This is a genomic window from Ruminococcus sp. MCC718 (assembly GCF_018783905.1).
GTDB classification, from domain to species: Bacteria; Bacillota; Clostridia; order Lachnospirales; family Lachnospiraceae; genus Hominisplanchenecus; species Hominisplanchenecus faecis.
The window spans coordinates 33282-57870 of the sequence record NZ_WQNP01000113.1; the positions used below are offsets into that span (position 1 = coordinate 33282).

29 protein-coding genes and 2 pseudogenes are annotated in these 24589 nt (G+C 40.5%); 26 read left to right on the forward strand and 5 right to left on the reverse strand.

Annotation, left to right across the window (positions count from 1 at the left end; genetic code table 11):
- Nucleotides 1-17: 17 nt before the first annotated feature.
- Nucleotides 18-1211 carry an elongation factor Tu gene (gene tuf / locus GPK60_RS10120; protein WP_173865911.1) on the forward strand — a complete coding sequence of 398 codons (1194 nt, stop codon included), beginning with the start codon at nt 18-20 and terminating at the stop codon, nt 1209-1211.
- Nucleotides 1212-1470: 259 nt separating this feature from the next.
- Here the strand turns inward: tuf and GPK60_RS10125 are convergent, their stop codons facing one another.
- Nucleotides 1471-1953 carry a helix-turn-helix transcriptional regulator gene (locus tag GPK60_RS10125; RefSeq protein ID WP_015541737.1) on the reverse strand — a complete coding sequence of 161 codons (483 nt, stop codon included), beginning with the start codon at nt 1951-1953 and terminating at the stop codon, nt 1471-1473.
- 232 nt (nt 1954-2185) lie between these two features.
- Here GPK60_RS10125 and GPK60_RS10130 point away from each other — a divergent pair, with 232 nt between their 5' ends.
- The 13 genes from GPK60_RS10130 (at nt 2186) to GPK60_RS10190 (ending at nt 13722) form a co-directional block, all read left to right on the forward strand.
- Entirely contained in the window at nt 2186-2380 is a 195-nt protein-coding gene (locus GPK60_RS10130) for a hypothetical protein (protein WP_004850599.1), read from the forward strand.
- Between the two features lie 11 nt (nt 2381-2391).
- On the forward strand, nt 2392-3483 hold the full coding sequence (locus GPK60_RS10135; protein WP_004850597.1) for a site-specific integrase: 1092 nt from the start codon (nt 2392-2394) through the stop codon (nt 3481-3483).
- A gap of 175 nt (nt 3484-3658) precedes the next feature.
- Nucleotides 3659-4735, forward strand: coding sequence for an AAA family ATPase (locus GPK60_RS10140; RefSeq protein ID WP_082428273.1), 1077 nt, complete (start codon nt 3659-3661; stop codon nt 4733-4735).
- 67 nt (nt 4736-4802) lie between these two features.
- The gene (locus GPK60_RS10145; RefSeq protein WP_004850590.1) at nt 4803-5042 is read left to right on the forward strand and encodes a hypothetical protein; all 240 of its coding nucleotides are present in this window, start codon (nt 4803-4805) and stop codon (nt 5040-5042) included.
- A gap of 174 nt (nt 5043-5216) precedes the next feature.
- Nucleotides 5217-5444: a DUF5348 domain-containing protein gene (locus GPK60_RS10150; RefSeq protein ID WP_173699593.1), complete on the forward strand. Its 228-nt coding sequence runs from the start codon at nt 5217-5219 to the stop codon at nt 5442-5444.
- Nucleotides 5445-5645: 201 nt separating this feature from the next.
- Nucleotides 5646-7061: a plasmid recombination protein gene (locus GPK60_RS10155; RefSeq protein WP_015541741.1), complete on the forward strand. Its 1416-nt coding sequence runs from the start codon at nt 5646-5648 to the stop codon at nt 7059-7061.
- 4 nt (nt 7062-7065) lie between these two features.
- Nucleotides 7066-7440 (forward strand): TnpV protein, encoded by a 375-nt coding sequence (locus tag GPK60_RS10160; RefSeq protein ID WP_004850581.1) that lies wholly within the window; start codon nt 7066-7068, stop codon nt 7438-7440.
- 132 nt (nt 7441-7572) lie between these two features.
- Entirely contained in the window at nt 7573-7896 is a 324-nt protein-coding gene (locus GPK60_RS10165) for a PadR family transcriptional regulator (RefSeq protein ID WP_004850579.1), read from the forward strand.
- Nucleotides 7893-8480 carry a DUF2812 domain-containing protein gene (locus GPK60_RS10170; protein WP_004850578.1) on the forward strand — a complete coding sequence of 196 codons (588 nt, stop codon included), beginning with the start codon at nt 7893-7895 and terminating at the stop codon, nt 8478-8480. The genes GPK60_RS10165 and GPK60_RS10170 overlap by 4 nt, the downstream gene beginning before the upstream one ends.
- Nucleotides 8481-8700: 220 nt before the next feature.
- Complete coding sequence (locus GPK60_RS10175; RefSeq protein WP_004850576.1) at nt 8701-9756, forward strand: helix-turn-helix transcriptional regulator; 1056 nt, start codon at nt 8701-8703, stop codon at nt 9754-9756.
- Nucleotides 9757-10993: 1237 nt separating this feature from the next.
- Entirely contained in the window at nt 10994-11794 is an 801-nt protein-coding gene (locus GPK60_RS10180; RefSeq protein ID WP_215659830.1) for a hypothetical protein, read from the forward strand.
- Between the two features lie 85 nt (nt 11795-11879).
- A complete protein-coding gene (locus tag GPK60_RS10185; RefSeq protein ID WP_173865909.1) occupies nt 11880-12569 on the forward strand; it encodes a response regulator transcription factor in 690 nt (229 codons plus the stop codon).
- The gene (locus GPK60_RS10190; protein ID WP_173865908.1) at nt 12562-13722 is read left to right on the forward strand and encodes a HAMP domain-containing sensor histidine kinase; all 1161 of its coding nucleotides are present in this window, start codon (nt 12562-12564) and stop codon (nt 13720-13722) included. The genes GPK60_RS10185 and GPK60_RS10190 overlap by 8 nt, the downstream gene beginning before the upstream one ends.
- A gap of 585 nt (nt 13723-14307) precedes the next feature.
- Here GPK60_RS10190 and GPK60_RS10200 read toward each other — a convergent pair.
- Nucleotides 14308-14670 carry a hypothetical protein gene (locus GPK60_RS10200; RefSeq protein WP_346727760.1) on the reverse strand — a complete coding sequence of 121 codons (363 nt, stop codon included), beginning with the start codon at nt 14668-14670 and terminating at the stop codon, nt 14308-14310.
- Nucleotides 14671-14851: 181 nt separating this feature from the next.
- Here GPK60_RS10200 and GPK60_RS10205 point away from each other — a divergent pair.
- From GPK60_RS10205 to GPK60_RS10220, 4 genes and pseudogenes are all read left to right on the forward strand, one after another.
- Nucleotides 14852-14986, forward strand: a pseudogene (locus tag GPK60_RS10205) (Arm DNA-binding domain-containing protein); the annotation flags it as partial.
- A gap of 296 nt (nt 14987-15282) precedes the next feature.
- On the forward strand, nt 15283-15972 hold the full coding sequence (locus GPK60_RS10210; RefSeq protein ID WP_008120506.1) for a response regulator transcription factor: 690 nt from the start codon (nt 15283-15285) through the stop codon (nt 15970-15972).
- Nucleotides 15948-17213, forward strand: coding sequence for a HAMP domain-containing sensor histidine kinase (locus GPK60_RS10215; RefSeq protein WP_215659833.1), 1266 nt, complete (start codon nt 15948-15950; stop codon nt 17211-17213). The genes GPK60_RS10210 and GPK60_RS10215 overlap by 25 nt, the downstream gene beginning before the upstream one ends.
- Before the next feature lie 136 nt (nt 17214-17349).
- A pseudogene (locus GPK60_RS10220) lies at nt 17350-17862 on the forward strand (ABC transporter ATP-binding protein); the annotation flags it as partial.
- A 24-nt stretch (nt 17863-17886) separates the two neighbouring features.
- On the opposite strand, the gene GPK60_RS10225 reads toward GPK60_RS10220, so the two are convergent.
- Entirely contained in the window at nt 17887-19278 is a 1392-nt protein-coding gene (locus tag GPK60_RS10225) for a recombinase family protein (RefSeq protein WP_215659836.1), read from the reverse strand.
- A gap of 243 nt (nt 19279-19521) precedes the next feature.
- Here GPK60_RS10225 and GPK60_RS10230 point away from each other — a divergent pair, with 243 nt between their 5' ends.
- Nucleotides 19522-19719 carry a helix-turn-helix transcriptional regulator gene (locus GPK60_RS10230; protein ID WP_055296883.1) on the forward strand — a complete coding sequence of 66 codons (198 nt, stop codon included), beginning with the start codon at nt 19522-19524 and terminating at the stop codon, nt 19717-19719.
- Nucleotides 19720-19968: 249 nt separating this feature from the next.
- On the opposite strand, the gene GPK60_RS10235 is transcribed toward GPK60_RS10230, so the two are convergent.
- Complete coding sequence (locus GPK60_RS10235) at nt 19969-20352, reverse strand: helix-turn-helix transcriptional regulator (RefSeq protein ID WP_215659839.1); 384 nt, start codon at nt 20350-20352, stop codon at nt 19969-19971.
- A 149-nt stretch (nt 20353-20501) separates the two neighbouring features.
- Here GPK60_RS10235 and GPK60_RS10240 point away from each other — a divergent pair, with 149 nt between their 5' ends.
- Nucleotides 20502-20711, forward strand: coding sequence for a hypothetical protein (locus tag GPK60_RS10240; RefSeq protein WP_173746553.1), 210 nt, complete (start codon nt 20502-20504; stop codon nt 20709-20711).
- 18 nt (nt 20712-20729) lie between these two features.
- Here the strand turns inward: GPK60_RS10240 and GPK60_RS10245 are convergent, their stop codons facing one another.
- The gene (locus GPK60_RS10245) at nt 20730-20909 is read right to left on the reverse strand and encodes a hypothetical protein (RefSeq protein ID WP_173772109.1); all 180 of its coding nucleotides are present in this window, start codon (nt 20907-20909) and stop codon (nt 20730-20732) included.
- Between the two features lie 88 nt (nt 20910-20997).
- Between GPK60_RS10245 and GPK60_RS15530 the strand changes: the two genes are divergently transcribed.
- The 6 genes from GPK60_RS15530 to GPK60_RS10270 all read left to right on the forward strand — a co-directional run bounded on the left by GPK60_RS15530 (nt 20998) and on the right by GPK60_RS10270 (nt 24489).
- Entirely contained in the window at nt 20998-21132 is a 135-nt protein-coding gene (locus tag GPK60_RS15530) for a hypothetical protein (protein WP_256137231.1), read from the forward strand.
- A 284-nt stretch (nt 21133-21416) separates the two neighbouring features.
- Entirely contained in the window at nt 21417-21602 is a 186-nt protein-coding gene (locus tag GPK60_RS10250; RefSeq protein ID WP_071144226.1) for a hypothetical protein, read from the forward strand.
- Nucleotides 21603-21984: 382 nt separating this feature from the next.
- A complete protein-coding gene (locus GPK60_RS10255; protein WP_117800661.1) occupies nt 21985-22941 on the forward strand; it encodes a hypothetical protein in 957 nt (318 codons plus the stop codon).
- Nucleotides 22898-23620 (forward strand): lytic transglycosylase domain-containing protein, encoded by a 723-nt coding sequence (locus tag GPK60_RS10260; protein WP_306776182.1) that lies wholly within the window; start codon nt 22898-22900, stop codon nt 23618-23620. The genes GPK60_RS10255 and GPK60_RS10260 overlap by 44 nt, the downstream gene beginning before the upstream one ends.
- Entirely contained in the window at nt 23617-23925 is a 309-nt protein-coding gene (locus GPK60_RS10265; RefSeq protein ID WP_215659842.1) for a hypothetical protein, read from the forward strand. Before GPK60_RS10260 ends, GPK60_RS10265 begins: the two co-directional genes overlap by 4 nt.
- A gap of 111 nt (nt 23926-24036) precedes the next feature.
- Nucleotides 24037-24489, forward strand: coding sequence for a VRR-NUC domain-containing protein (locus tag GPK60_RS10270; RefSeq protein ID WP_173725839.1), 453 nt, complete (start codon nt 24037-24039; stop codon nt 24487-24489).
- Nucleotides 24490-24589: the final 100 nt, after the last annotated feature.

Below are 24589 nucleotides of genomic sequence, written 5' to 3' on the forward strand. Positions count from 1 at the left end.
CAAGGAGGACATTCAAAATGGCAAAAGCTAAATTTGAGAGAACCAAACCGCATTGTAATATTGGTACCATTGGACACGTTGACCATGGTAAAACAACTCTGACAGCAGCTATCACAAAAACACTGGCAGCTAGAGTTGCAGGTAACGCAGCAGTAGATTTCGAAAACATCGATAAAGCTCCGGAAGAAAGAGAACGTGGTATCACAATCTCTACAGCTCACGTTGAGTATGAAACAGAGAAGAGACATTACGCACACGTTGACTGCCCGGGACATGCTGACTACGTTAAAAACATGATCACTGGTGCAGCTCAGATGGATGGTGCTATCCTGGTTGTTGCTGCTACTGATGGTGTTATGGCTCAGACAAAAGAGCACATCCTGCTGTCTCGTCAGGTAGGTGTACCTTACATCGTAGTATTCATGAACAAATGCGATATGGTAGACGACGAAGAACTGCTTGAACTGGTAGACATGGAAATCCGTGAGCTGCTGAACGAGTATGAGTTCCCAGGCGATGATACACCAATCATCCAGGGTTCTGCTCTGAAAGCTCTGGAAGATCCGAACGGCCCATGGGGCGACAAGATCATGGAACTGATGGATGCTGTTGACAGCTGGATCCCAGATCCTCAGCGTGCTACAGATCAGCCGTTCCTGATGCCAGTAGAGGACGTATTCACAATCACAGGTCGTGGTACTGTTGCAACTGGTAGAGTAGAGCGTGGTGTTCTGCATCTGAACGAAGAAGTAGAAATCATCGGTATCAAAGAAGAAGTTCAGAAAACAACTGTAACTGGTATCGAAATGTTCCGTAAACTCCTGGACGAAGCTCAGGCTGGTGATAACATCGGTGCTCTGCTGCGTGGTATCAAAAGAGAAGACATCGAAAGAGGTCAGGTTCTTACAAAACCAGGTACAGTAACATGCCATACAAAATTCACAGCTCAGGTTTACGTTCTGACAAAAGATGAAGGTGGCCGTCATACACCATTCTTCAACAACTATCGTCCGCAGTTCTACTTCAGAACAACTGACGTAACAGGTGTTATCAACCTGCCAGAAGGTACAGAAATGTGCATGCCTGGTGATAACGTAGAAATGACAATCGAACTGATCCACCCAATCGCTATGGAGCAGGGTCTTACATTCGCTATCCGTGAAGGTGGACGTACTGTAGGATCAGGACGTGTTGCTACAATCATCGAGTAATACAATCTGAATATAGATTTGTTATCGTAAGATAACGTTGTGTCCAAACGTAAGATACCCCGGAACCGCAAGGTTTCCGGGGTTTTTCTGTACTCTAAGAAAAGAATTGTTCGTAAATTTATCAGATTAGAAACAGTGAAATATTTATCAGCAAGATGAAATACGGATAAATTTAAAATTGAAAAATAAGGCTAGCGGTGCCAAAACGGTGCCAAAAAGAAACTCCTGCGAATGTTTGCTATTCACAGGAGTAATTTTTTTACCAGCCTTTGATCTGTTTGATCTGTTCAGCACGTTCCGGATCACGATGATATTGCAGCTTCAGACGTATTGTTTCCACAACCTCTTGTCTGGCTTCATCATCAAGCTGATAGAATGATGTAAGCAGATTATCTACATCAGGCATACTGTTCTTACCGAAAAGGTACATCAGCGGATACATGGAATTTTTTAAGTAAGTCTTTACACGACTTGCATCTAATGCTCCGTTCAAACCGTCTGGAAGTGTAGGATAAATCTCTTCTTCCTTAATTGTGCCAGAAAATGGACTGGCAGAACATATCTCATTCACATCAATTTGCAATTCATTCGCAAGTCTTAATGCAAAATCAAATCGAATATTGGAATCTTTTTGAATAATTGAATATAAGGTTGTAGCACTGATTCCGGTTGCCTTTGCAATTTTGCGGACATTTGTGCCTTTTTCATCAAGATATTTCTTTAAATTTTTACCGTCACCCATAGAATCCTCCTTTTTCATATATTAGAAAATTACGAAAAACATAAATCTATAAAATATCATAACACAGACGTGGAATAAAATAAAGAAAAAATAGTGTACGAAGTTCGTAAAAATGTGTTTACGAAATATTGACAACGATAGAAATACATGATATTATCAATTTACGAAAATCGTACAGATATAGAAATACAGTAAACGTATTCTATATCTGGAGAGGAAAGGAGGAGGCAATATGGCAAGTTACAATTATATGATGAGTGCTGATGAAGTGGCACAGGAATTAAACTGCTCAAAATCTCATGCCTATAAACTGGTGAAAGCTATGAATAAAGAATTATCTGCACAGGGATATATTACGATGGCTGGCAGAATACCAAAGGCGTTTTGGGCAAAAAAGATGTATGGCTATGAAATAGCAGGAAATTAGGGAGGATCAATATGGCTTACAGAGAAAAAGACACAAAAAAATGGACAGCCCAGTGGTTTGAGACAAATGTCATGGGTGAGAAGAAAAAACGCAGAAAGCGTGGATTTGAAACAAAGCGAGAAGCATTGGAGTTTGAACGAAGCAAAAAGTTGAGCAATGAGCGAAGTATGGATATGAAGCTGAGCGATTTTATTGAGATTTATTTTTCAGACAAACAAAATGATCTGAAAGATCGAACAATCAAAAATAAAAGATATATGATGCAACAGCATATCGTTCCATACTTCGGAAATCAGATGATGAGTGAAATCAAGGCTTCACAGATTATTCAGTGGCAGAATGAAATTCAGAAAAAAGGCTATTCAGATTCTTATCTGAGAATGATTCAGAATCAGTTGACCAGTCTGTTTACACATGCAGCTAAAATCTATGACTTGCCGGTTAATCCATGCAAGAAAGTGAAACGAATGGGAAATTCAGATTCAAGAAGTTTGAACTTCTGGACACTGGACGAGTACAAACAGTTTATACAGACAATGGAGCCGGGAACAAGATATTATCTTATGTTTGAGATGCTGTTCTGGACTGGATGCAGGATCGGGGAGCTGCTTGCGATTACAAAAGCTGATATCAATTTTGAAAAGAATCAGCTTAGTATCAATAAGACTTATTACCGGACAGGAATGCAGGATATTATCACAGAACCGAAAACAAAACAGTCCTTTCGGACAATCGAAATTCCGGAATTTCTGAAAGAGGAAATTAAGGAATTTGTAGATGGTCATTACGGAATGCCGGATACAGAAAGATTATTTCCGGTTGTTCAGGAAGCGGTACAGCATAAGATGAAACGGCAGATTGAGCTGGCAGGAGTGAAGAAAATTCGAGTGCATGATATCAGGCACAGCCATGTGGCTTATCTTATTGAGAAAGGTGTGGAACCGTTATTGATTCGGGACAGATTAGGTCATAAAGATATTCGTATCACATTGAACACTTATGGACATCTTTATCCAAATCAGCAGAGAAAGATTGCAAATCTTCTGGATAATGAAAATGGAAATGCTGTTACCGGATTGGGAGAAGAAAGAGATGAATGTTGAAAAGGCAAAAGAAAAAGCCCAGATAAATAATCTGAGCAAGTTCTCTGATAATCAGATTCACTGATATACCATCTTGGCAGATTCAGTATATCACGAATCGGGAAATACGACAATTCCCGAATATCTGTTCATCAGAGACTTGCCCGGAAGGGCAGGAGGAGATGATGGAATGAATATGAATGAAAAAAATAAAATTGAGAATTGTAGAATAGAACCAAAACTGAAACTGATCAATATGGATTCAGTAGAGGTGGAACAGGTAGAATGGCTGCTTTATCCGTTTATTCCTTATGGAAAAGTGACCATTATACAGGGAGATCCAGGAGAAGGCAAGACAACGATGGTACTTCAGATTATTGCAAAACTGACCAGAGGAGAGCCGATTCTTCCTGTTACTGATACAACGAAAACAAAAGAAAAACGAAGTGATGAAGTCGATAGTGAGAATGAAGATTTAGATGCTGAAGATAATATGCAGGAACAGTCTTCTGTGTCACCTGTAAATGTAATCTATCAGACAGCAGAAGATGGACTTGGAGATACTATCAAACCCAGATTACTTGCTGCAGGTGCAGATTGTTCAAAGGTGCTGGTGATTGATGACAGTGACCAGCCACTGACAATGGCAGATGTCAGATTGGAAGAAGCAATCGTGCAGACAAAAGCAAAAATGGTTGTTCTTGATCCGATACAGGGCTTTCTGGGAGCGGACGTAGATATGCACAGGGCAAATGAGATCAGACCACTGATGAAGCGTATCGCAGTGCTGTCAGAAAAATATCACTGTGCAGTCATTTTAATCGGTCATATGAACAAAAACAGCAACGGCAAATCTTCTTATCGAGGACTTGGCTCCATTGATTTTCAGGCTGCTGCAAGAAGTGTTTTGATTGTCGGGCGAGTGAAAGATGAACCGGAAGTAAGAGTGGTATGTCATACGAAGAGTTCTCTTGCACCGGAAGGAACGTCCATTGCATTCAGACTGGATAAGAATAATGGGTTTGAATGGATTGGAGAATATGATATCAGTGCCGATGAACTTCTTAATGGAGACGGAAGAGGACAGAAAAGTCGGAAAGCAAAAGAATTTCTCCTTGAGATACTGGCAAATGGAGGAATGACTCAGAAGAAAATTGCAGAAGAAGCAGAAGCCAGAGGAATCAAAAGTAAAACGCTATGGAACGCCAAACGGGAACTTGAAATTGATTCCGTAAAACGTGGAAAGCAATGGTATTGGATGTTGCCAGAATAAAAATGGAAGATGGCAAGATTACCATTTCTTAAGAAGAGGGAATCTTGCTACCTTGAAAGGAGAACAGATGCAAAATAAAAGTGTACAGATTCCATACGAGTTATTCTTTCAGCTCTTGCAATATTTTTTGATGGATAACTACGATGGTGAAGAAATAATCCGGTTGGGATTGGAGAAAAAACTGGATGCAATGGTGAATCGTGAAGTATACAGCAAATCCAAAACAGCACCAACGGAAGAAGAAAGAGAAAAGTTCCGGCAGGAATATCTGGACAGACGGGGAATACCGGAGAACTTTCGATGGTAAAGGTTCTTTCTGAACACTTTATTACAGGAGCGTGTCACGCACCTGTAGATAGCAGATAAGGAGAATGTTGGTAAGGTGTAGTCGGGAGTTGACTGGCGTAGAAGAGAATTTTCAAAAGGGAGCCCTGATTCAGGGCGCCCCTGCGGAAACGGTAGATGAAAGGAGATTGGCACAATGAGAGAAGGAAGATTAGGATATAACAGTTATAACAAAAGATATGGATTATTATCATCAGATCTATGGATTGATACAGGATTTCACTGTGGAGAATACCTGGAAGTGTTGCTTGATGATGAATGGTTTCAGACCAGAATGGAAATGAATCCTGCAAGAGAATGGTATCTTGTAGGGACACCGTATTGTGGTGATTTGGAATATATTCGGGCAAGGATACCGGAGTAAAGGTCTCTGTACCCCCGGAGGGCGCAAGGGTACTTTTGATGGACGGTACGGCTGTCGAAAGTGCTTTTGCGTTACTTTTGACAAAAGTAACAAAACCGCCGTATCCGGCGAATATTTCTTTTTATACTATAGCTGGCAAAGATACAAATTTATGTGCCATGTCTGGCACTGGTTTTAGAAAGCGGGGTGAGGAATATGACGATGAAACGAACAATCAGTGGTATGATCGGGACAGGGTCTCTGGCTCATAACAGACGAGATTTTATAGCAGAAAATGTTGATCCAGACAGAGTGCAATTAAATATTTGTTACCGGAATGAGAATCTGAAAGAAGTCTATAAAGAGCTGTTTGATGAAGCTGTAGAACGGTATAATGTCGGGAAAAGAAAAGATCGGCAGATTACAAATTATTATGAAAAGATTCGCCAAGGAAAACAGGAAAAGTTGTTCCATGAAGTGATTTTCCAGATTGGAAACCGAGAAGATATGGCTGTTGGAACAGAAGCAGGAGATCTGGCTGTAAACGTACTGGATGAGTATGTAAAAGATTTCCAGAAACGGAATCCGACACTTCGGGTATTTAGTTGCTATCTGCATCAGGATGAGGCTACTCCACATCTCCATATTGACTTTATTCCTTATGTGACGGACTGGAAAGGAAAAGGAATGGATACCAGAGTTTCACTGAAACAGGCATTAAAAAGTCTTGGATTTCAAGGTGGAAATAAGCATGATACGGAACTGAATCAGTGGATAAATCATGAAAAAGAAGTTCTGGCAGAGACTGCAAAGCAGTATGGAATTGAATGGGAACAGAAAGGTACTCATGAGGAACATCTGGATGTCTATAACTTCAAGAAAAAAGAACGGAAAAAGGAAGTACAGGAATTGGAGCAGGAGAAAGAGCATCTAACTGCTGAAAAAGAAGAATTAACAGCACAAATTGCAGAATCCAGAGCAGATATCCAGAATTTAAAAGACGATAAGGAACAGGCAATCAAGGCGAAGCAAGAAGCAGAACAAAAGGCAGGGAGCGCAGAAAAAGAACTAAAAAGCCTGGAAGATCGCAGAGAACAGCTACAACCGATTATGGATAGTGTGAGCAAAGAAATCAAAGAATATGGAACGGTTAAAATGTTACTGCCGGAGGCGGGCACGCTAGAACGGGCAGTAACCTATCGAGATAAAAAAATTAAACCACTGTTTCTTCAAATAAAGAATAAGGTTGCTGTAATGGCGGCTCAGGTTAAAGAACTCACGAAAGAGGTGGAAGGTTGGAAGAGAAAATATCAAAAGGTGAAACAAAAATATAATGCTATTCAGAGAGAACTGGATGATATACGTAAAGATAATCAGAAATTGTCAGAAGAAAAAGATATATTACAAGGTGTTTCTGATAGGTATGATCGTGTTGTGCGTGTTCTTGGAATAGAAACTGTAGATACAGCAGTACAGCAGGATATTCAAAACGAGAAAGTCCTGGAAGAAAAGCGACGGATGGAACAAATGCCGAAGGGAAATATTCATGAAAGATTGGCATGGGGAATGAAAAAAAGCGAGATGGAGAATCAGCAGCGTAAGAAAACTAAATCAAAAAACAGAGAAATGGAGAGATAAGATTATGGAAACACACATTTATGATGAAAAGAACGGATTAAGCTATACTTTGCATGGAGATTATTATTTGCCGGATTTGGTATTGAATGAAGAAGAACCGATATATGGGAAATATGGAATGCTGAGGAAACAGTTTCTGAAGGAACACAGATTAGCAAAATATCAATATTTGTTGTTGACTGGAAAGCTGACGGAACACCTGAATCAAATTGATCAGGAGAGCAGAGAGCAGGTGGAAATGCTTATGGAACAGATGGCAGAAAAACAGGGCGTAACTGAAGAATTAAAGGTACAGAATCGGACGAAGTGGGTTAGACTGATGAATAATATAAAAGCTAGTGCAGAAGAAATGGTGTTGAGAGAAATACTTTATATATAAGTATTGTTTGTAAAGGACTGAACAGGAAAAGCATAATACTATCCGGCTTATTAAGATTTATTTCACATCTCTTGATTTTTATTACGGTTACTGATATAGTTATTACAGTAACCGTAATAAGGAGGGAATGCCATGAGGGATAATGTGAAAAGTGGTGCACTCACAGAAGTGACATTCTATATTTTGCTTTCACTCTATTCACCTAAACACGGATATGCTGTCATGCAGTTCATTGAAGAAAAAACAGGTGGGCGGCTTTCATTGGGAGCAGGCACTTTATATGGTGCATTAAATTCAATGCTGGAAAAGGGATGGATTGAGCTTTTCGGAGATAGTGAAGGTAGAAAAAAAGAGTATCTTATCACTGTAAAAGGAAAGGAGATAGCTGAAAAAGAACTTATCAGACTTCGTGAACTTGTAGGTATTGCAAGCGGAATTGTAGGAGGTACACTATGAGCAAAAAGTGTTATCGTTTTTTTGGTGGGCTATTAACGGTACAGAAAAACTGGCTGAATAAGATGGCTGAAAAAGGTTATCGCCTTATTCGAACGGGAAAATTACTCTATGAATTTGAAAAATGTAAGCCAGGTCAAGTTCAATATTGCGTGGAGTTTATAGGACAAAAATCAAAAGCTAATGCTGAAGATTACCATGATTTCTTGGAAGAAATGGGATATTCCGTATTCTATAAAAATATCAATCTTAATTATTCTGTTGGTAAAGTTCGCTGGCGTCCGTGGGCTGAAATTGGCGGTCGTGTTGCAACAAACACTACAACATTTAACAGGGAATTGCTGATTGTAGAAAAAGAAAATGATGGAAAACCTTTTGACCTTCATACGTCCTATGAAGATAGGGCAAATTATTACAGTAATTTGCGAAATCCCTGGCTTTTATTAATGCTTATGCTCGCGGTATTTGCTACTGTAAATCGGTCTGTTATTTTAGGCATAGTTGCTGTGATTTTTCTAATCCCTGTCATTATATACCAGTTGCAAATTATGAAAAATAGGCATGAAGCGAAGATGAAGGAGTGGTGATTCAGGATAACAAGGTTGGTTTAGTTGATGCAATGTAATACACTGTCGTTTGAGGGTTAGTAGCCCGTTCTTAAACTTGTGGGCAGTTTGTTGCTGATGATATAAATATTAGAGAAAATTAATTGAAAGTTAAAAAAAGAAAGTAATAAGTAAACAAAGGCTCAATTGTAAACATGTATTGGGAACGCTATAATGGAAATAAGGACAGGAGGTGTGAACAATGCGTATTGGTGAGCAGATAAAAAACTATCGAAAAACTGCGGGATTAACACAAGAACAGGTGGCAAATTATCTGGGTGTTTCTACTCCAGCGGTAAATAAATGGGAAAAGGGAAATACATATCCCGATATCTCATTACTTCCAGCTTTGGCACGACTATTGAAAATTGATATGAATGAATTGTTTTCGTTTCATGAAGAATTGACAGAAAAAGAGATTGGACAATTTGTGAATGAACTTTCGGAAGTTTCATTGGACAGCTTTACAGAGGCTTTCGAGATGGCATCTCGTAAAATACAGGAGTATCCTCATTGCGACTTATTAATATATACGATCGCAACCGTTCTGAACGGATCTTTGACTTTGTCAGATCTTAATGACGAAGAACGAATGGAATATAATACAGCTATTATTGAGTGGCTGGAACGAACAGCAGATAGTCAGGATGAAAGAGTGAGAAATTCAAGCGTTTTTATACTTGCAACAAAATATGTCCAAATGGAGAAATATGAAGAAGCAAATGCCCTTTTGAAAAAAATTCCTGATACTGTAATTGATGCAACGATTATGAAAACAAGTGTATTAGCACATCAGGAAGGAACAGATACTGCTGCATTATTCTTAGAAGGGAAATTGCTACAGGCAGTTATCAATATCCAAAGCTACTTGTATAAGTTAATAGAAATGGAAGAAGAGACAGGAAATCATGATAAAGCAGAGAAAATTGCTGAGATTACAGATCACATGATATCATTGTTTGGACTATGGAATTATGGCAACACAGTTCCATATCTGCTGATTGCTGGATATCGAAAAGATGTAGAAAAATGTATCCAGTTAATTAAGCGATTATTAAGTGAATCACAGAAGCCTTGGAATATGACACAATCCCCTTTGTATTACAGGTATGAAGATACTGCACAGGGAAAAGCTTTTTCGGGACTTGGAAAAAATTTTGTTCGTGAATTGTATTCGGAAATTGAAAATAAGAAAGAGTATGAATTCTTGAGGGGGAATAAGAAACTCGAATCAATTTTTGAGGAACACTTGAAATAGGTTGTAAAAATGTATGGAAATAGATGTAGTTGAGAAAGAAGAAAATTTTTGACATTTCCACAGATGCGTGCTAATATGATTATAGAAAAAGAGTGCTACCGATAGACGGTTAGTCCACATACTTATTGATTACAAAAATAACCGTTCAGTTTGCAGGCTGGGGCGGTTATTTTTGTGGTTTATGATTATCTTTGCCTAATGTATATCCGATACTAAAGCAGGTTAAGCCGAAGCTCACTACTGCTATGAAGTCCACAATACTCATTGGCTTAGCCCTCCTTTCCACTGGATTCCTTTACAGGTTTCTATGTAATCAGAGGGTCACAGTCCCTCTGGAGAAGGACTAACCGCCTACCGTTATGGTAGCACCCATGTTCTGATTATAACAGTCTGAAACTGTCGGTGCAATATAAAATTGGCAGAGCAGAATCCAGCAACTGTAGAAGAAAATTTTTTGAGTATTTTCCGGTGCCAAAACGGTGCCAAGAAATCAGGCGAATAAAAATACATGGTGTAAATCAGCCGTTTTTCACTATATTTTGGAGAGAAAACCATAAAAAATATGAGATAAAACGGGATTAAAGTATCGTGAAGGTGGACGTACTGTAGGATCAGGACGTGTTGCTACAATCATCGAGTAATCACTGATTAATATATATTGAGTACCGTAAGGTACATTGTGTCCAAGCGTAAGATACCCCGGAACCGTAAGGTTTCCGGGGTTTTTCTGTTGAGTAAAAGACTAAAATAAGGTTGTAAAGAATAGCGAATAAATTAAAAACAGGCAGGTATGGGAAGAAAATGAAAACCTTCGCATATCTGCCTGTGATACTGTTATGATACTATTTCTGTTCGTTATTGGAAAATTTCTGTGTTAAAAGTTCATCTCGTTTACGGATTCGTGTCTCAAAATCCAGTGCTTCAATTCCTTTATGTGTGAGTGTGAGAGAAGAGATCGCTCTTTTACACTTTTGTATATATTAGAATAGCATTTTAGAAAGCACTATGGTAAAATAAGGTGAAGGTAAATCGGAATTGCAGATTTAGAAAAATTGTTGGTATTTGAAAAAAGATTGTAACCCTTAAGAGGCGAGAGTAAATATGGTTTATGGAAAATCTTGTGCTGTTACACTTTCTTGACATTTTCATGACTGTTCTAAGGATATTTTTACATTTGCCTGAGCTATACTTTAGCCATACCGAACAACCGGTAAATAAAAAATCAGGAGGAACTAAAATGATGAACAGATTATTCAAAAGAGGAATGGTAATAGCACTTGCAGCAGCAATGACTACATCCGCAGGTATTCCTGCCATGGCTGCCCAGAAGGAGACACTGGATGAGACACTGGAGGAGACAGTGACTACATCAGAGGTAACACAAACAAATGTAGATTATGGTTCTCTCACTCAGAAGGAGATTGAAGAGTTTAACTCCATTTATGACCGACTTGACGCTATCGACAAAGAGGTAATGAAAGATGCAGATGGTCTTTCTGATGAAGATATCTATGCCAGATACGATCAGTATCAGGATGAAACCGATACCCTCATGGATCGCCTTGAGGAGCTTGATAAAAAAGCCGGGGGGATCGACAACGAGGAATATGAATATTCCGAGGATGAGTGTAATGCTCTGTACGATACAGGCAAGCTCACCGCAGAGGAAGCAGAACAGCTTCAGAAAGCATATGAAAGAATCGAAGAAATTGATGCGGAAGTGTGGACGGACGATGATCTTTCAGACGATGAGATCGAAGCCCGCTATGCAAAGTATGATGACGAGATTACATCACTGAACGCACAGATTGAAACGCTTGAAAAGAAAGCGGGATACTATGGAAATTTGAGCGAAGATGAAGTCAATCAGCTTAACAGTATTTACGATAAAATTAATGCAATCTATGACAATATTTATAACGGCTCTGATAACCTCTCGGAAGAGGAATTTGCTTCTCGCTATGCGAAGTATTCAGATGAGATTGATGCTTTGGAGGCACAGGCAATCGCTCTTGAAGCGAAAGCAGAGTGGAACTAAAATACAGATATACTGATTTTGAAAGATATAATATGGGGAATCTCACAGAATTTCTGAGGGACTCCCCTCATGTGGGATTAAAGATATGGCAAAAAAAATTTATTTGGCAGATGATGAACAGGATATACGAGAAATACTCACAGAATTTTTATCCAATGCCGGATATGAGGTAATAGCATACAAGAATGGTGATACACTCTTTTCTGCTTTTCAGGAGAAGCCCTGTGATCTTGTTATTCTTGATATTATGATGCCGGGTTCAGACGGTCTTTCCATATGTAAAAAGCTAAGGACAATATCATCAGTTCCTATTATTATTTTGACGGCAAAGGATTCAGAGTCTGACCATATGAAGGGATTTATGTATGGAGGGGATGACTATCTGATTAAGCCATTTTCGCCGTCACTTCTTGTTGTCCGGGTAAATGCGTTGTTCCGAAGAGTTGAAATGAATATACCGGTAAAGGCAGATATTTCCTTTGGTGATGTGTGTTTTTCATGGGAGAAGCATAATGCCATTGTGAAAGAGCATGATATTGGTCTGACTATGACAGAATTTTCGCTTCTGGGATGTCTTATGGAACATGGTGGAACGGCAATCCCCCGGAATGAAATTCTCGACAAAGTATGGGGAATAGATTCTACGGAGATAGAAACCAGAGTTGTCGATGAGACAGTAAGAAGAGTCAGGCAGAAAATGAAGACCGCAGGCAGCAAAGTTCGCATTAGTGCTGTCTGGGGCTATGGCTATAAACTGGAGGATTGTAATGAATAAGACACGTTATAAAATTGCCACACTTACAGGTTCCGCCGTTATGGCAGCCATGCTTTTGAGCCTGCTGATTCTGAACATAGTTTTTAATAAAAAAATAGAGCTGAGAGCTGAGAATGCAATTAAAAACGTTTTTACTTTGGATTCAGACGAATATTTGAATTACGAATCTGAAAATGATACGGGCTCTTTATATTATGCCTCACTTGTATATATGGGGGCAGATTCAGAAAACAGGGATGACATATATCAGATTCTGACACCCAAAGAGAAGAAACTTATTGACTGGTATGAAACACACCCGTCTGATGAAATGCAAAGGGCAAAAATTAACGAAGCAACTTATTATATGAAAGCCAGAACAGAGTATTACGAAGACGGCAATGAGAGATTACTTGCTTATGTGGATGTTACCGGCGAACCAGAACTCGTAAAAGAAATCAGTTTTGGTGTTTTGCTGGATGCTTTTGTCATTGCCGCTCTCGGTGCTGCCATTGGATATTTTCTCGGGAAAAAACTTGAACAAAATGACAAAGCTCAGAAGACCTTTTTTGAAAATACATCTCACGAATTAAAAACCCCGCTTATGGCAATTTGCGGATATGCGGAGGAGATTGAAATGGGAGTCATTACCGATTATTCTCAAGCGGGCAGAATGATAGTGTCTCAGACGGAGCGTATGAGTAAACTTATTGAGGATATCCTGTATTTATCAAAAATGGAAAGCGGTACGGAACCATTAAAGTGTGAACCAATAGAAATGGCATCACTGGTTCAAGATATTTTGATGCCGCTTGAAGGAATTGTGAACAGGCGAAACCTTTCAGTATCGTTAGAACTGGACGAAGGATATGTCAACGGAGACCCGGAGAAGCTGGAACATGCTGTTGCTAACCTGATAACTAATTCCGTAAAATATGCGTGTAGTCAAATCGAAATATCGTGGAAAAATCAAGTTCTTTCCATCTGGAACGATGGAGGAGAACTTAGCACAGAGGATTTTTCCCATATGTTTGAACGTTTTTATACGGGACAAAACGGAAACAGCGGAATAGGGCTTGCCCTCTCAAAAGAAATCGTTGAAATGCACGGATGGAAACTTAGTGCGAAAAATGACAGGCATGGCATATGTTTATCAATGGTATGCCACAGTTAATTTAGGAACAATCAGGTTTACAGCTTCCAGTTTGTTGAGATGTTGCAAAATTTGGAATCAGGAGAGAATAAGAATGATTAACAATTTAATGTACATAGAATTAAAAATGGGATATTCTGATGATGATCCGGCATGGATTGGATATGTCAAAACTTCAAAAAGTAGAATAAAAATTTTTTGACGTTTCTGCACATGCGTGCTAATATGATTATAGAAAAAGAGTGCTATCGATAGACGGTTAGTCCGATATATGTTTTGACAAAAATTGCCGCTTAGTTTACCAGACCAGGGCGGCTATTTTTGTGGTTTAGTATTATTCTTGCCAAAGGTATATCCAAGACCAAAGCAGGTTAAGCCGAAGCTCACTACTGCTATAAAATCAACAATACTCATGGCTTACCCCTCCTTTCCAGTGGATTCTCTTTCGAGTTTCTATGTAATCAGAGGGTCACAGGTCTCCGTTTCACTTCGGTCGTTGCAAAACGAGTGCCACTGGCACTCTGCAACCCTCTGTTGAAGGACTAACCGCCTACCGTTATGATAGCACCCATGTTTTGATTATAACAGTCAGGAAAGGAATTGATATTATGAAAAAAGAAATCTTATTAGTAGGTCTGGGTATTTGCGGCGATATGGTGTAATGGTAGCATGGAATGATAAGCAATTCCCCTCAGTGCCCTTTTTAACAATAGTATGACAATCTATCGTAGTTCCCATAGCACGCAGTTTCCATTCTTCCTGAGTAGCGTTCAACTTATCCAGTTCTGCTTGTCTTTTATCTTCATCTTCAATAGTTAATATTTCAGCTTTTTCCTTTTCATAGACGTTTTTAAATTGACACCATTTCCTGAAAAAGTCCTGCATTGTAGGATTATCAAACGTCAGTGAAACCTTCTGATCAGGTGTTTCTGCAAGTGAGAGGTTCACTGAATTATCAATAGAAAACAACAGGGAGAGTACATCTCCGACTGTTTCAATATTAAAATCTAGAAAAACACTTACATTTAATCCCAGTGCAGTTGCTATCTTTTCTAACTGATCCGGTTTTGGATTTCGGATTCCACGTCCCTACTGGGAAACAAAATTTTATGGATATTCCCAGATTGCAATGTAAAGGGGGCGAGAAAGTATGGTAGCATACAAAGATGAAGAAAGAGGAACCTGGTATGTTTCATTTTATTATGAGGACTGGACAGGAGCCAAAAAGCGAAAAGTAAAAAGGGGATTTCGCACTAAGAAAGAAGCATTAAATTTTGAAGCGGAGCGTAGAAAGGATTGTGGGAGTGCAACGCACGGAACAATCCGTAGGCATCATAGTTGGGGACTTTTGACACCCACATCATAAAATTCAGTGCAGAAGAAATTGTATTGAAAAATATGGTATGTGCGTAAGTATGAAAGGGCGATAAGATCGTTCATTTACACTTTTGTATATATTGGAATAGCACTTTAGAAAACACTATGGTAAAATAAAGTGAAGAAAAAATCGGAATTGACAGAGGTAATGAACTAGGTCTTAACGAAGAGGAGAAATAGTTAATAAAGAGAGGTGCATATGCTATGCCAGGTATACTCGTGGTTGAAGATGATGAAAATTTAAATCGTGGAATTACATTCTCACTGAAAAAATCCGGATATGAGGTTTTTTCAGCAGAATCAGTGAAAAAAGCGAAAAGAATTGCAAGTGATAATAATGTGGATGTTACCATTTGTGATGTGAATCTTCCGGATGGGAATGGACTGGAATTTGTAAGGTGGATGAGATGCAATTATAATACATACATTATTTGTCTTACAGCACTAGATCAGGAGATGGATCAGGTCATGGGATATGAAGCAGGGGCAGATGATTATATTACAAAGCCGTTTAGTCTTTCGGTACTTCTTTTGAAAATAGAAGCACATTTCCGCCGTAGACAGGAGAAAACGGAAGCCGGAAAGATGATTTCGGGAGATATCGTATTTATCGCAGGAGAAATGAAAGTCCTGATAAAGAGTCGTGAAATCAGTCTGACAAAAACGGAGTTGAAAATGCTGACTTTTTTTCTTCAGAATCCGAAACAGATTCTTTCAAAAACACAAATATTGGAAAATGTGTTTGATCTGGAAGGGGATTTTGTGGATGAAAATACAATCGCTGTCAATATCAGAAGACTCCGTGAGAAAATCGAAGACAATCCGGCTGCACCGGTCTATATAAAGAATATCAGAGGTCTTGGGTATATATGGAATCAGGAGGTAAGGCAGTGACAAAGAGATATCGCAAGAAGATTACAGTAGTGCTCTCCTTGGTATTACCTGTCATATTATTGTTTGCAATATTAAATTGCTTTACCACGTATGTGTTTTATGAAGATTATAAATATAAAATGAATCTTATGACAGAGATTGCTGCAAAGGAAGAATTTTCCGGGCTGGATGCTGTTTCGGAATTGCTTAAGGATAAGGATATTGAAACTAACGAACAGGGAAGGCGATTATTGAAGCAATATGGATACTGGGGGAATAAAGGGAATGCATTTTATTCGCAATTCCGGCATCAGGTTATGGTGACCGGTGCTGTAAGCACTGTGATATGCGTGCTTCTTTTGACTTTTTTACTTTATTGGAAGAAAAAAGAAGATGCGTGTCATCAGAAAATTTTAGACCAGTTGGAAGAAATTCTGATCAGATTCCGTGAAAATAAATTTGATGCTTTACTGAAAACGGAAAATCCAGCAGAACTGGAAAAATTGAATGACCAGCTTGAAGCAATCGGACATCATATTCAGTTGCTAAAGGAAGAAGCACGGGAAGAAAAAGAGAGCACGAAAGAAATGGTTTCTGATATCTCTCACCAGTTAAAGACACCGGTTGCAGCTTTGGATACATGTTTTAGTGTGCTGATGCAGAATGACTTAAGTGCCACAGAACAGGAGGAGTTTCGTATCCGTTGTCGGAGTGCTCTGGATGGACTGGAGACATTATTGCAGTCGCTTCTTGAAATATCCAAGATGGAAACTGGACTGATTCAGATTAATAAGAAAAAACTTCCGCTTATGGATACTGTCATATCTGCTGTGAACTGTACTTATCCAAAAGCGGATGAGAAAGAAATTGAATTCGTTTTTGACTATGCAAAAGAGCTGGAAACATGCATGGTTATGCAGGATAAAAGATGGCTTGGTGAAGCTGTGATCAATGTTCTGGATAATGCAATCAAGTACAGCCCGGATGGTTCAAAAATATTTATCCGGTTACAAAAAAGAAACGATCTTGTAAGAATGGAAATTGAGGATCAGGGAATTGGTATTCCGCAGAATGAGTATCACAAAATTTTTCAACGATTTTACAGAGGAAGTTCCAGGAAGGTCATGGAAAAGAGTGGTACAGGAATCGGACTTTTTCTATCGAGAGAAATTATCGAAAAACACGGAGGTACAATCATGGTAACCTCCGGCAAAAAGAAAAAAGGAAGCACGTTTGTGATTCAATTACCATATGTTGGTTAAATTTTAAGTGGGCAGAAATCTTACAATTCTGTAAGACTTCTGCTCGTTTTTTGAAAGTGAAATGAAAGATTATCCTGATACAATTTGGATGTAGGTTGAAAAGGTACACTTTACAGAATGAAAAAGGAGGCAACACATGAGTGTGATATTAGAAACCAAGCAGCTTTGTAAATTTTATGGCGCGGGTGAGAATCAGGTCAAAGCGGTCAATCAGGTGGACATTCAGATTGAGCAGGGAGAATTTGTCGCAATTGTCGGAAAGTCAGGTTCCGGTAAAAGTACATTACTTCATATGCTTGGAGGGCTTGACACCCCTACAAAAGGCAGTGTTACTTTAGCCGGGAAAGATTTATACAGGATGAAGGAAGATGCCCTTGCTGTTTTCCGCAGAAGAAAAATCGGATTTGTTTTTCAGGCATTTAATCTGGTTTCATCTGTTAATGTCTGGGAAAATATTGTACTGCCACTGGGGCTGGATGGAAGAAAAGTGGATGAAGCGTATGTAAATGATATCATTGCAACTCTGGGGATTGAAAACCGGATTTATAATCTGCCAAATCAGTTATCCGGAGGACAGCAGCAGAGAGTAGCAATTGCAAGAGCGCTGGTGAATCGTCCGGAAATTATATTTGCAGATGAGCCGACCGGAGGGGTTCAGTTAGTAGTATAACAATCATAAAAAAATAATATGAATGTTTTTGTCATGGTCAACACGGATTTCCTTGACAATGGAACGCCACAATTCACGCCTCTCCGGTATAGACAAAGAATCATACACACTTTCAAAATCCATTTTCAAAAAGTTTTTCAAATACGATAAATCCTTGACGGGTCGGGAATCCTCTGCATTTATTTTCTCAAGCTGCATCAGCAATTTTTCTCTATCAAGTTTGAACTCGTCCATTGTTATGAGGTCGTTCAAATATAGGTCTTTCAATTTCTGCATTTTTCCCTCAATACTCCGGCGTTTGGCATCGGTACGCAATGCCGGAAGATTTGCAACCTCGTATTCTGCAATATAGTTTTCCAGTTCCGGACGGATGCGTTCGAGGAGCATCTTTTCAAGGGTTGTCTCAAATACAAGTTTTCGGTTCGGGCAGCGGTGCAGGTTCACACCCTGTCGGCAGCGGTACACACTGTATTTATATACGATTCGTGTTCCGTCGGCACGGACACGACCTCCTGCACGTTGCTGACATCCGCTCATGATATGGTCGCAGTCATCGCAGACAACGAGACCACTGAAAATATAATCGTGCTTTTTCCCGCTCTTGATGTTGATTTTGAGAAGTCTCTGCACATCAAAGAAAAGGTCACGGTCGATGATAGCAGGACAATAATTTTTATTGTCACGAAACTCACCGATGTATTTCGTATTTGTGAGCATATTTTTGAGACTGGCAGCAGAACGGACAAGTCCGAACTCGCTCTCCATGTACCGGAGTGTCATGCTCAAGTTTCCAGTCTTGCGGTAGTATTGGAAGATAGCAACGGCGGTCGGAGCGTCGTCATCCGGTACAAGGTGTTTATTTACAATCTTATATCCGAGAGGGGTTGAGCCGGAAAGAACCTCCCCGTTGTCAACCTTGTCATCGAACACGCCGAGGATTCGGTCGGAATCATTTTGAGCCTCAAGTTCTGCCCATATCATTGAATTATTAACGAAAGCACGACCGTGAGGGGTTGAGGTGTCAAAATAAGGCTGCTCAATGGCAGTCCATGAAACACCGTGCTTGTCAAGAATGTCCTGCGTGTTCAGATAATGACGGAGGTTTCTGAACCAACGGTCAAGACGGGTGAAAATAATGAGGTCAATTCTACCTGCACGGACATCATCAATGAGGCGTTGAAAGTCGTCTCGTTTCAATTTCTGTCCGGAGATTCCGTCATCAATGTATGTGTCAACGAGAATCATATTCTCATGACTGTCTATGTATTTTTGCCCTGTTGCTAATTGGTCACGCATAGAATCTCCGTCCTTGACCTGTTTGTCGGTCGAAACACGGATATAAATTGCCACACGGAGCAGGATTTTCTCAACAGGAGCGGTTGTTTTACGTCGCATTTTATCAACTCCATTCAAAAAAAGGTATAAAAATAAAACCTATGCACAAGCACGGTTTTATGATAAAATGAGACTTGCGGGTGACATTTTATCGCCGTGCTTATACGGAGGTATATGTTGTCAAAGAGCGGTTTCCATTGGCGTGGAGGCTGCTCTTTTTTTATTGCAAAAATTCGATAACGACATCAAATCAGTGCGGGAATTTCGTTCTGTACACTTTCCTTGAGAAAGGAGGTGAGCAGGATGAAAATTCTCGTTTGGGAAATGAGAACCTCAAAGGGGTTCACATTGATGGAGTTATCGAAGAAATCCGGAATCGGAAAATCTACGATAAACAACATCGAAAACGGTAAGGTGTCGCCGACATTATTTCAGCTTGAAATGATAGCGATTGCATTAGGCGTGAAAATCACCGACCTGTTTGAATCCGAATACAAATAATTGTATCACATTGCAGCGGGATTCCGGCAGCAGGAGGAACGATTTCCACGATTATGGAAATCAACCTCGATATTTCCACAATGATGGAAATATATGATACACTGTAATCGGAAAGGGGGTGTTCCCCTTGAATTACAAAGAGGCTATTGTTGAAATAGTCGGGAAGATACAAAACGAACGCATCCTAAAGAGGATATATAAATTCGTGGCGTATCTGTACACCCATGAGGCTGACAGTTGAAAAGGCTGTCAGTCTTTTTCTTTATTATTTTGTGTGAACTCAATCGCCTTTTTCATTAAGCGGTCGAGTGCAGCGATGTCCTCGTCACTCAACTCAAGCATGAATTTGAAAAGGCTTTTTCGTGCCTCATCCTCACCCGCCATGATGCGGTCAATGCGTTCGATGAAATCATCGTCCGTGTCAATGAACATCTCACCGTCTCCGGTGGTCAACCACATATAATCAACATTATACTCACGACAAATCGCCTTGACGACCTGTTCAGTCACGGAGTTTTTTCCATTCTCAAGCTGACTGACAGAGTTCTTTTTCATTCCTATTTTCTCACCGAATTTCTCAAGAGTGAGACCGAGAGCTTTTCGGACTTCTCTGATTCGTTCGCCTTGCGTCATACTGAATCACCTCCTCTGTTTTCTAAAGCATAACACCCAACGAGACAAAAATCAATAAAAAAGTTCTTTGAAAGAACAAAAAAGTGTTGACAATGTTCTTTGAGGGAATTATACTGTTCTTACAAAGAACAACAGGGAGGTGAAAAGAAATGCCAAAACATGAAATTTCAAACGTAAGAACACGGGGAACTGGGGCGATTGAAAAACTCATTTTCTACAAAACGGAGGTTTCCGAACACCAAGAGATTAGAGTGAGAGCGGAATTCGAGGGAGACCCCGAACCGGAGCAAATCAAGCAGATTTCAGAGGTTGTCAAAAAGGCAGCGGAAGAAATAGGAAAGATTGTGGAGGAGTGGTGAAACACTCCTCCGAGAAAATCATTTCAAAGTGCGAATGTGTTGTGCAAAATCTTGTGTTTCAACACATGCCTTGATAGCTGATGCGAGAAGACGTTCAAATTCTTCTTTTGATAAATCAGAAACTTTTGAAAATTTGATGTCGCTATTTTCAAACGCACTTGCAATCGCACTTTTGAAAGTGTCATGATGAACCGCCATGTTGTCACCTCCTGTCATTTTGGAATGGTCGCACATTTATTATATGGCAGGAGATGCAACAGGACAAGCAAGAACAGGAGGAACGGAAATGAGCAGAGTAGAGGAGTTGAATCAGTACATACAAGAGTTATTTGATTATTGGGATGGAAAAAACGATGATTTTGAACCTATTCCGATACCGAAAGAAGTCGACGACGAAATGCAGAGAGATTCATTTTATTAAAGCCGAAACGGGGCAACAGTCGCCCCGTCAGCGTCCGGATGGCGACCGACGCTCTGACGATGGCAAGCCGAGAGACAGCGTCAGCGATACCGTGGGAAACATGGCAGCGGGTGGACTTGCTAAAAGGTTCACGGTTGGTCAACAGGTTTTCAATGATTTTTTAAGGTGAAAAGTCATAACACGGTAGACATAGCCGGAAAGCAGGTGGACGGGATGCAGAGACCGAGAGAACCACCAGTGCAGGAAATCACATAAAACACTATCAACAGAGGAGGTGTTGAATCATGACGAGAAACGAGAAAAAGACGGCAATCGAGAACATGGCAGAAAGATTCATGAATATTTCCGACCTTGAGGGAAAATCAATGGCAATCATGGTCATGTCTGCATACGCAGAGGGCAAGGCAGCAGGAAAAGTCGAGGAGCGTCGCAGATGGGAACAGAAAGAGGCGGTTGCAACGACCGCCTAACCGAACACGAAAACAACAGGCAAGAGCCTTTTTAATAGATTGGAGGTGCAGCAGGTGAGTGAACAGAACATCAAGAAATTTTATGAGACATTAGCGAGAATCATTTCTGAACGTGAGCAGGTGAAAATCACCGTGAGCGTCTCAAAGAAAGAAAAAGCAGCATAAAGACAAAAAAACGGATGACCGCTGCGAACGGTCATCCGTGTGTCAATCGGTGTCGATTGATATGTTTCAAACTAAGAATATTATATCAAATCTGACACGAAAAAGCAACTCAAAAACGACCGGAAAGGTCGGGAAAACAAAGGGTTTTCGGAGGTTTTGTCGTCCTTGTAATAGATACTAACAAGTCTACGAAAACATAACAGGAGGATTGTGTCAGATGGCAAGAAAAAGAGGGATGCAGTTTATCCCGTATGATTATGAGGCAGCATATAACAAAGCGATGGAGGACATGCACGAATGGTTCATTGAGAACCTGTTCCAACATCGAAAGAAAGTGATATATGCACTCAAAGAGATAACAGCAGGAGACCAGTTTGAAATTGAGATATATCCGCAGTTCCGGAGTATGGATGAAGTACCTCCGGAGGGGAGGACAATCAAGAAAGACAACAACAAGGCTCAAAAGAATCTGAATGACAAGAACGCAAGGAAATACGTTGAGAGGTTAATCAACGAGAATTTCAGCGACCGTGATATTTGGATGACATTGACCTATGATGACGCACACCTCCCGCCGGATGGGGATGTTGATGCAGCAATCAAGAATGTGCAAAAGTACATCCGACGCATCAACTATCAGAGGAAAAAGAGAGGTCTCCCGAACGCAAAATATGTCTATGTGACCGCATACAATCCGGATGCGGAAATCAGATGGCATCATCACATCGTCATGGATGGTGCTTTAGACATGGAGACGGTTGAATCCTGTTGGAAACAGTCAAGCAGGAATGAGGTTCGCAGGTTGCAGACAGACGAAAACGGTTTGTCCGGTATGGCGAATTACATCGTTGAAGAAAAGAACCGTGTTCCGTCGGAAAAGAGATGGAACAGTTCGCAGGGATTGAGAGACCCACGAATCAAGGTCGTACACTCCAAACGTCCGGCAGCAGGAGGCAGCTATAAAAAAATAGGGTCATTTGTTGACGGTATGGTCAAAGATAGGGATTCAATACCGGAGATATTAAAAAAGTGGTATCCGGACATGGATTTCACGAACGCAAATGTGTACTATAACGATTTTAACTGCATGTTTTACATACATGCACGAATGAGGAAAAGGAGGCTACAAAGTGAAAAGACGGAAAAGACGGGCAAGACATGCAGGACGACGTGATGCGTTCCATTTGACAATGATTGCGGTATTGATGACGGTGTTGTGCTTGATGATAGTGAATATCAAAGAGCCGGAGCAGACCGAGGAGGAGCAGCCGGAGACGACACATGCGGAAGTGGTACAGAATCCGGAAACAATCGTGCAGACAGCAGAGGAGACCGAAAGCAAATACAAGGTTTTCGATGGTATGTCCGAGGACTGGGGGAGCGATGACCTTGAGGGATTCGTGCTTTATAAGTTACCGGAACAGTATGCGGATAAAGGCTATTTTCCGGAGAAAATGCAGATATACACAAGATGTCTATGCAAGCAAAATGACGTTCCCTATGCCCTTGTACTGGCAATCATTGAGCATGAATCCGGATATGAATTTGACAAGGTCGGAGACGGCGGGCAGTCAAAGGGATATATGCAGATATATGAGAAATGGCACACTGACCGGATGAAACGGTTGAACTGCACCGACCTCATGAACCCATATCAAAATGTGAGGGTCGGGATTGATTTCCTCTCATACCTGCTCAAGAAATACGGCACGGTGCAGGATGCACTTGCAGCGTATAACTACGGTGAAAAGGGTGCGAGGGAACATTTGTGGAGCAATGGCGTGTATGTCTATTCATACAACAGTGCAATCATGCAGAGGACGAAAGAGATTGAGGAGGTGGTCGGGAAATGAGTTTTGACTGGCAACCGGAATCAAAAGACAGATATTTCAGAAAAGCCGAGGCAGCAGTCAAGGCAGCGGGATTCGATGACATCCTGCAAATCAGCAGAGAACAGTTTGCAATCACGAAAAGCACGGTCAAGGTGTATTTTAAGCCGATTCCGAGAGAGGGAAAGACCCGCCGATGGTGGGAGGCAAAGAAAAGCATCGCAGGGATGCAGGAGCAGTCCGGAGGGCGTGACGAGTTCGGCAGGAAAAAGAAAACCATTTTTATTCATGCCTATATGATTTTAGAAATGGAGGAGCAGGACAGGTGAGGGCGGGAGAAATCATTGAAAGAATCAGACACATGCTCAAGGTCAAGGACTGCAAACATGTATGTCTGTTCTGCGAATATTATGACATGTGCAAAGAGGAGGCGAAAGCGAATGAACATGAGATATGCAAAGAGAAGTGAGGACACGGAGCAAATCAACGTCGTGTCATGGGCGGGATGGAACATGAACCGTTATCCGGAATTAAAGTGGTTGTTCCATGTACCAAACGGAGGAAGTCGAAACAAGCAGGAGGCAGTCAAATTCAAACAGATGGGTGTCAAAGCGGGTGTTTCTGATTTGTGCCTCCCATATCCGAAAGGCTCATACTGCGGGTTATTCGTTGAAATGAAATTCGGGAACAACAGACAGCAGGACACGCAAAAAGAGTTCCTTGCGGATATGGCAGCAGCCGGACATTTTGTTGCAACCTGCTATTCAGCAGAGGAGGCAATCAAGGTCATTGAGGAATATCTGAATTTGTCGGATGCGGTACACATGGAGAGAAATCTGAACATGAGCATCCCGAACAACAGCATCCTCAAGGACGGGAAAATCAAGAATTGAGGAGAAAAGCGATGAAAGTATTGATTGCGTTAGGTATTGCAGCGGTTGTCATGCTTGCGATGGTATTTCTTGCGGTGATTTTATTCGTGGCAGCAGTTGC

Excerpts from the sequence above, each read along its gene's own strand:
- tuf (WP_173865911.1), top strand. The coding sequence starts at position 18 with ATGGCAAAAGCTAAATTTGAGAGAACCAAACCGCATTGTAATATTGGT.
- GPK60_RS10125 (WP_015541737.1), bottom strand. The coding sequence starts at position 1,953 with ATGGGTGACGGTAAAAATTTAAAGAAATATCTTGATGAAAAAGGCACA.
- GPK60_RS10130 (WP_004850599.1), top strand. The coding sequence starts at position 2,186 with ATGGCAAGTTACAATTATATGATGAGTGCTGATGAAGTGGCACAGGAA.
- GPK60_RS10135 (WP_004850597.1), top strand. The coding sequence starts at position 2,392 with ATGGCTTACAGAGAAAAAGACACAAAAAAATGGACAGCCCAGTGGTTT.
- GPK60_RS10140 (WP_082428273.1), top strand. The coding sequence starts at position 3,659 with ATGAATGAAAAAAATAAAATTGAGAATTGTAGAATAGAACCAAAACTG.
- GPK60_RS10145 (WP_004850590.1), top strand. The coding sequence starts at position 4,803 with ATGCAAAATAAAAGTGTACAGATTCCATACGAGTTATTCTTTCAGCTC.
- GPK60_RS10150 (WP_173699593.1), top strand. The coding sequence starts at position 5,217 with ATGAGAGAAGGAAGATTAGGATATAACAGTTATAACAAAAGATATGGA.
- GPK60_RS10155 (WP_015541741.1), top strand. The coding sequence starts at position 5,646 with ATGAAACGAACAATCAGTGGTATGATCGGGACAGGGTCTCTGGCTCAT.
- GPK60_RS10160 (WP_004850581.1), top strand. The coding sequence starts at position 7,066 with ATGGAAACACACATTTATGATGAAAAGAACGGATTAAGCTATACTTTG.
- GPK60_RS10165 (WP_004850579.1), top strand. The coding sequence starts at position 7,573 with ATGAGGGATAATGTGAAAAGTGGTGCACTCACAGAAGTGACATTCTAT.
- GPK60_RS10170 (WP_004850578.1), top strand. The coding sequence starts at position 7,893 with ATGAGCAAAAAGTGTTATCGTTTTTTTGGTGGGCTATTAACGGTACAG.
- GPK60_RS10175 (WP_004850576.1), top strand. The coding sequence starts at position 8,701 with ATGCGTATTGGTGAGCAGATAAAAAACTATCGAAAAACTGCGGGATTA.
- GPK60_RS10180 (WP_215659830.1), top strand. The coding sequence starts at position 10,994 with ATGATGAACAGATTATTCAAAAGAGGAATGGTAATAGCACTTGCAGCA.
- GPK60_RS10185 (WP_173865909.1), top strand. The coding sequence starts at position 11,880 with ATGGCAAAAAAAATTTATTTGGCAGATGATGAACAGGATATACGAGAA.
- GPK60_RS10190 (WP_173865908.1), top strand. The coding sequence starts at position 12,562 with ATGAATAAGACACGTTATAAAATTGCCACACTTACAGGTTCCGCCGTT.
- GPK60_RS10210 (WP_008120506.1), top strand. The coding sequence starts at position 15,283 with ATGCCAGGTATACTCGTGGTTGAAGATGATGAAAATTTAAATCGTGGA.
- GPK60_RS10215 (WP_215659833.1), top strand. The coding sequence starts at position 15,948 with ATGGAATCAGGAGGTAAGGCAGTGACAAAGAGATATCGCAAGAAGATT.
- GPK60_RS10225 (WP_215659836.1), bottom strand. The coding sequence starts at position 19,278 with ATGCGACGTAAAACAACCGCTCCTGTTGAGAAAATCCTGCTCCGTGTG.
- GPK60_RS10230 (WP_055296883.1), top strand. The coding sequence starts at position 19,522 with ATGAAAATTCTCGTTTGGGAAATGAGAACCTCAAAGGGGTTCACATTG.
- GPK60_RS10235 (WP_215659839.1), bottom strand. The coding sequence starts at position 20,352 with ATGACGCAAGGCGAACGAATCAGAGAAGTCCGAAAAGCTCTCGGTCTC.
- GPK60_RS10240 (WP_173746553.1), top strand. The coding sequence starts at position 20,502 with ATGCCAAAACATGAAATTTCAAACGTAAGAACACGGGGAACTGGGGCG.
- GPK60_RS10245 (WP_173772109.1), bottom strand. The coding sequence starts at position 20,909 with ATGGCGGTTCATCATGACACTTTCAAAAGTGCGATTGCAAGTGCGTTT.
- GPK60_RS15530 (WP_256137231.1), top strand. The coding sequence starts at position 20,998 with ATGAGCAGAGTAGAGGAGTTGAATCAGTACATACAAGAGTTATTTGAT.
- GPK60_RS10250 (WP_071144226.1), top strand. The coding sequence starts at position 21,417 with ATGACGAGAAACGAGAAAAAGACGGCAATCGAGAACATGGCAGAAAGA.
- GPK60_RS10255 (WP_117800661.1), top strand. The coding sequence starts at position 21,985 with ATGGCAAGAAAAAGAGGGATGCAGTTTATCCCGTATGATTATGAGGCA.
- GPK60_RS10265 (WP_215659842.1), top strand. The coding sequence starts at position 23,617 with ATGAGTTTTGACTGGCAACCGGAATCAAAAGACAGATATTTCAGAAAA.
- GPK60_RS10270 (WP_173725839.1), top strand. The coding sequence starts at position 24,037 with ATGAACATGAGATATGCAAAGAGAAGTGAGGACACGGAGCAAATCAAC.